The sequence below is a fragment of the Streptomyces sp. NRRL WC-3549 genome (assembly GCF_000721935.1).
Classification (GTDB): Bacteria; Actinomycetota; Actinomycetes; order Streptomycetales; family Streptomycetaceae; genus Streptomyces.
Map to the genome: position 1 here is coordinate 1 of NZ_KL585463.1, position 3,335 is coordinate 3,335.

General features: G+C 61.1%; 3 protein-coding genes. 2 read left to right on the forward strand and 1 reads right to left on the reverse strand.

The genetic code is table 11. The features are described from left to right. Positions 1-24: 24 nt before the first annotated feature. Positions 25-842, reverse strand: a protein-coding gene (locus tag IH13_RS43250; protein WP_110085091.1) for an IS5 family transposase whose coding sequence is annotated in 2 segments (ribosomal slippage) — positions 25-500 and positions 500-842 — 819 coding nt in all. Because the reading frame shifts where the segments join, the coding sequence is not laid out codon by codon here. Between the two features lie 989 nt (positions 843-1,831). Between IH13_RS43250 and IH13_RS43790 the strand changes: the two genes are divergently transcribed. Then, a complete protein-coding gene (locus IH13_RS43790; RefSeq protein WP_158791527.1) occupies positions 1,832-2,638 on the forward strand; it encodes a hypothetical protein in 807 nt (268 codons plus the stop codon). A gap of 101 nt (positions 2,639-2,739) precedes the next feature. Further along, positions 2,740-3,335, forward strand: a 596-nt coding sequence (locus IH13_RS0136090) for an ISAzo13 family transposase (protein ID WP_110085092.1), incomplete at its 3' end; no start/stop codon positions are given.

Here is a 3,335-nt window from a genome sequence, read left to right on the forward strand (position 1 = left end):
TGAGATGGCTTCTTAGACCGTGTCCTATGTGGTGATCCGGAGGAGTCGTTTGTAGCAGCAGAGTGCTGCGGCGAGGCCGAGGAAGGCCAGGTAGTTGCGGGGGTGGCGTTCGTATCGGTGGTTTAGGCGGCGGTAGCCGGTCAGCCAGGACATGGTGCGCTCGATGACCCATCTGCGGCGGCCTAAGCGTTCGCTGGACTCGACTCCCTTGCGGGCGATACGGACCCCGATGTGCTTGCCCCGTAGCCATTTCCGCAGGTGAGGGACGTCGTACGCTTTGTCCGCATGTAGACGCCGGGGCTTGAAGTAGCGGCCGCGGTGGGGGTCGTGTCTCGTTTGGTGGCCCTCGATCATGGGCTTCAGGGCGAGGCTGTCGTGGGTGTTCGCCGCTGAGAGGCCGACGAGGAGGGGCAGTCCGTTCGCGTCCCACAGGACGTGCATCTTGGAGCCCGGCTTGCCCCTGTCCACGGGGCTCGGGCCTGTGAGTTCGCCCCCTTTTTAGCCCTCACGTGGGCGGAGTCGAGGACTGTTCGGGAGAGGTCGAGGAGGCCGGCGTCGTCCAGGCGGTGCAGGATCTCCTCGTGGAGCCGTCCCCAGACACCGGCTCTTGACCAGATGAGGAATCTGCGGTGGGCTGTCGACTTCGATATCCCGAAGCACGGTGGCAGGGCCCGCCAGGCGCATCCGCTGACCAGGACGTAGATGATCGCGGCGAACAGCGTCTCATCAGGCGTGTCCTGCGTCCCGCCGCCCTGCGGCCTCACCTTCGACGGCGGGATCAGCGGCTCCGCGATCTCCCACAGCCCGTCCGGAACAATCCAACTCCATGCACCCCGCCCCATACCGAGCCCAACGTCCGCCTCACCACATAGGACACGGTCTTAACGGGCAGGTCCACAGACCGCCCGACCCGCCATCAGCTTACGGGGCCAAGATCACTCGCCCCAAAGCAGCTCCAGCCCAAAGCCGCTCCACCGACCTTCTCGTTCATTACCCCTGTGGTTCCCGGAGGAACAAGAGAAGGCGAACCCCTAGGCGTGACAGCGCATACGGCTTATGCCGATCTCCAATCGTTATACCGTTCGATGAACTTTCTATCAGCCCCAGAGATAGCAGCTTCTGAAGAATCACCGAGGCGCCCTCCGCCAATCCTGGATCCTTCTTGGAGACTTGATCTACAGACATCCCGTAGGTTCGGCCAGCAATCGGCCGATCAGGAAGTTCCGGGAGAGGTTCAGTCTCAGACATGATGTACATGAAGCGAATATGGGGCGCATCTATAGACGACAGAGCGGAATGGACAAGCTCCATGACATCCAGTCTCGCTGGTGACGGGTCCTCTGCGGCCGCAGCAAGGGAAAGGGCCAAGGCTCTTCGTTTCGCCCCAAGCGATATATCTTGAGCTGAAAGGAGCACCCTCCCCGCCAACTCCAGAAGGCGCTCATCCCACAAAAGAACGTCAGACAATTCCCCCTCATCTACTCCGAGCGCATCAGCCGCCAAAAGGAAGACTTCGGAGCTCCGATCCTGACGGTTTCGCGCGACCTTCTCCGAAAGGAGCTTTAGACCGGTCGACAGCACGGGCGCCGTCACAGCTCCTACAAGTGCACCCGCAGGTCCGCCCATGACCGCACCAGCACCTGTCGCAACGCTGGCTATGGCCGCTTGCGCAGCGCCATCGGATACCTGCCGCCTAGCTCTCTTGGTCACCCCGGCACCCTACCGTCGCAACCTCCCGCGCTCCACGGTCTATCGCACTGAGCGGATAAATCCTGCTGACGCACGACGTAGCGCATGCCATCATGAGGCAGAGAATTCAAGGAGGGCCAGCATGGATGTCTCAGTTCCGAGCGAACTTCTCTACGACTACCAAGGGAAGTGTTGGTGGTGCGGTAGTAGCGCAGATTCCAGAGAGCACCGCTACAAGAAGTCTGATGTCGTACGGAACTTTCAGACGGACATTTGGAAGACAGGAGTAGTCCGCGTAAAGAGCGGCTCCAGTCGCGAAGAATACATCCAAGGAGCGAATTCGAGGAAGCTAAAATTTGCCAAAGTCCTTTGCGCGCGCTGCAACAACGAGCGCAGCCAAGTATTTGATAGGTCTTATGACATCTTCGCCCAGTATCTGCACTCCGAAGAAGAACTGATCGTTTCCGCTGGGGAAGTTCACATGCGTGCGGTCTTCGGCACCGACTGGAGCGAGCGAACAGCAGAGGTGCTGAAGTACTTCGTTAAGCATGCATGCTGCCGTCTAGCTGAGGACAGGGTGCGAATCCCGGACGGCGTTCTTGACTTCCTAAATGACACACGGCCAGACCTGCCACACATGTCCATGGACATGAGCATCAACCTCTCCGTCCGCGACATGACCGCACACATGCGAGATGTCCATGGCATTGACGGAGGAAGTCTATGGTCGGGCCCTCATCAAGTCTGGCTTAATTCAACCAAGACGGCCATCAAATCCGTGAATAGTCACTTCGGAATCAATTGCTATTTCTTGGGCTACTCGTGCGACATGCAATCAAATTCTGGAGGACTGGCCCTCCAGGGAGACCGGCTCGCGATGCCTAGTTACAGGCCCGAGTCTTTAGAAGACGTAGACATCCGCGATGTCTGCCAGGACTGCAACCCGTGACGGATATGCCATGCCAAGAGCACGAGCGCCCTCCCGGGCCGTCCTAAGGGCTTGCAGAGAATCAAGGTGTTGCTTCTCGTTCCGTGGCTCGTTGGTGTGGTATGCGCATCCCGGACGTGACTTGCGATCAACTTGCTGTGAGGTTTGCGGTGTTGTTCCCGCACCTGGACGAACGGCAGCGGCGGCTGCTGATGGCCGCGGAGGCCCGGATCCTGGGGCACGGCGGCATCCGGGCCGTTGCGCGGGCCGCCGCAGTGAGTGAGACGACGGTCCGCAAGGGCGGGGGGAGGGGGCGGGTCCGGCGGCCGGGCGGTGGGCGTAAGCGGGTCGTGGATCTCGACCCGGGATTGCGCCCGGCCTTGCTGGCGCTGGTCGAGCCGGACGAGCGCGGGGATCCGATGTCGCCGCTGCGGTGGACGGTGAAGTCGACCCGCGCCCTCGCGGGCGAGCTGTCGCGGGCCGGGCACAAGGTCAGTGCCGACACTGTCGCCGACCTGCTGCGGGAGGAAGGCTTCAGCCTCCAGGCCAACGCCAAGACACTGGAGGGCGGCCAGCACGCCGACCGTGACGCCCAGTTCCGCTATCTCAACGAACAGGCCCGAGAACACCGGGAGGCAGGCGAGCCGGTGATCAGCGTGGACACCAAGAAGAAGGAACTCGTCGGCGAGTTCAAGAACCTGTCTCTTATACACATCTC

Coding starts and splice junctions, on each gene's coding strand:
- IH13_RS43790 (WP_158791527.1), top strand. CDS start 1,832: ATGGATGTCTCAGTTCCGAGCGAACTTCTCTACGACTACCAAGGGAAG.